The organism is Streptomyces sp. NPDC101194, from assembly GCF_044767885.1.
Classification (GTDB): domain Bacteria; phylum Actinomycetota; class Actinomycetes; order Streptomycetales; family Streptomycetaceae; genus Streptomyces.
Genome location: NZ_JBIWOS010000032.1, coordinates 1 through 1229 on the forward strand (window position 1 = coordinate 1; position 1229 = coordinate 1229).

General features: G+C 72.3%; 1 protein-coding gene and 2 pseudogenes. 2 read left to right on the top strand and 1 reads right to left on the bottom strand.

Features of this window, described 5'->3' with window-relative positions; genetic code table 11:
- Positions 1-211: pseudogene (locus ACIRP2_RS39590) on the bottom strand (hypothetical protein); the annotation flags it as partial.
- A 260-nt stretch (positions 212-471) separates the two neighbouring features.
- On the opposite strand from ACIRP2_RS39590, the gene ACIRP2_RS39595 reads away from it, so the two are divergent.
- On the top strand, positions 472-981 hold the full coding sequence (locus ACIRP2_RS39595; RefSeq protein WP_404258613.1) for a SigE family RNA polymerase sigma factor: 510 nt from the start codon (positions 472-474) through the stop codon (positions 979-981).
- Positions 974-1229 (top strand): annotated as a pseudogene (locus tag ACIRP2_RS39600) (hypothetical protein); the annotation flags it as partial. The gene ACIRP2_RS39595 and the pseudogene ACIRP2_RS39600, both read left to right, overlap by 8 nt.

Genomic DNA, 1229 nt, shown 5'->3' on the forward strand with positions numbered 1-1229 from the left:
TGGCGGTCACGCGGTTCCCGGAGACACCGGTACCAGAGACCACCGAGGCGTCGGCCGAGCCGGTGCCGTGAACCTTGGCGGCGGGCGCACCGGACGGCTTGCCGTGAGCCGTGGCGGTGGGCTGGGGGGTGCCGGTCGCAGCGCTGGCCACTCCCCCCGCCGTCGCGATGGCGGCGGTGGCCGCGATGAGCATGATCGGGCGGATACGCATGAATCAGTGTCCTTTCCTGCGGGCGTCCGGTTGATGCCCGCACCCCTGTACGCCCCTCGGTGCCCGTGCGGTCGCACCCCGGACACGTGGTCCATGTCACAGGACGTGGGCGCGACCTGGGGACGGCGCTCGTGCGTACAGGCTTGAGCGGCGCGAGGCTCCGCCCGGGAGGCACGGCTCCACCACGGTGGTCGAGGAGTGCTTCCCGGCGAACCGCCTGTGATGCGAGCCGATCGACAGCACCAGGAGAGAAGCCGTTGATGACGCCACAGGAGTTCGACGCGTTCTACGCAGCGTCCTTCTCCCGCCTGACCGGGCAGCTCTACGCGATGACCAGCGACTGGTCCGAAGCACAGGACGTGGTCCAGGAGGCCTTCATCCGCGCGTGGGACCGAAGGCGCACGTTCGACCCCGACGATGCCCCGGAAGCCTGGATCCGGACCACCGCCCGGCGGCTGGCCATCTCACGTTGGCGACGTCTGGCCCGGGGTCTGCATCTGGCCGGACGCCACCACCATGAACCCCGCACCGTCGAGCCGCCCACTGAGGAGTACTTGATGCTGGTCATCGCGCTCCGCGACCTGCCCGAGGCGCAGCGCAGCGCCATGGTCCTGCACCACATGTGCGACCTTTCCATCGAGCAGGTCGCGGCCGAGACCGGCGCCAGCGTCAGTGCCGTCAAGAGCCGCCTCGCCCGCGGGCGGACCGCGCTGGCGGCCCGGCTCGGCGACCAGCCCCCGACCAGCGAGGAAGGACAACTCCATGTCTGACCCCCTCCACGACACCCTGGGCGACCGGCTGCGGCTGCTCGGCACGCAGATGCCGGCACCGACCCTGCCCGCCGCGGAGATCCGCCGACGCGCCGACCGGCGCCGCCACCGCCGGCACGCCCTGGGCGCGACCGCGGCCTGCACCGCGGCAGCCCTGTGCCTGGCTCTCCCGTCCGTGCTGCACTCACCCGGCCCACGGCACGGAGCAGCCCCCACGGACCCCTCCTCCGTGTCAGCTTCCCCCCGCC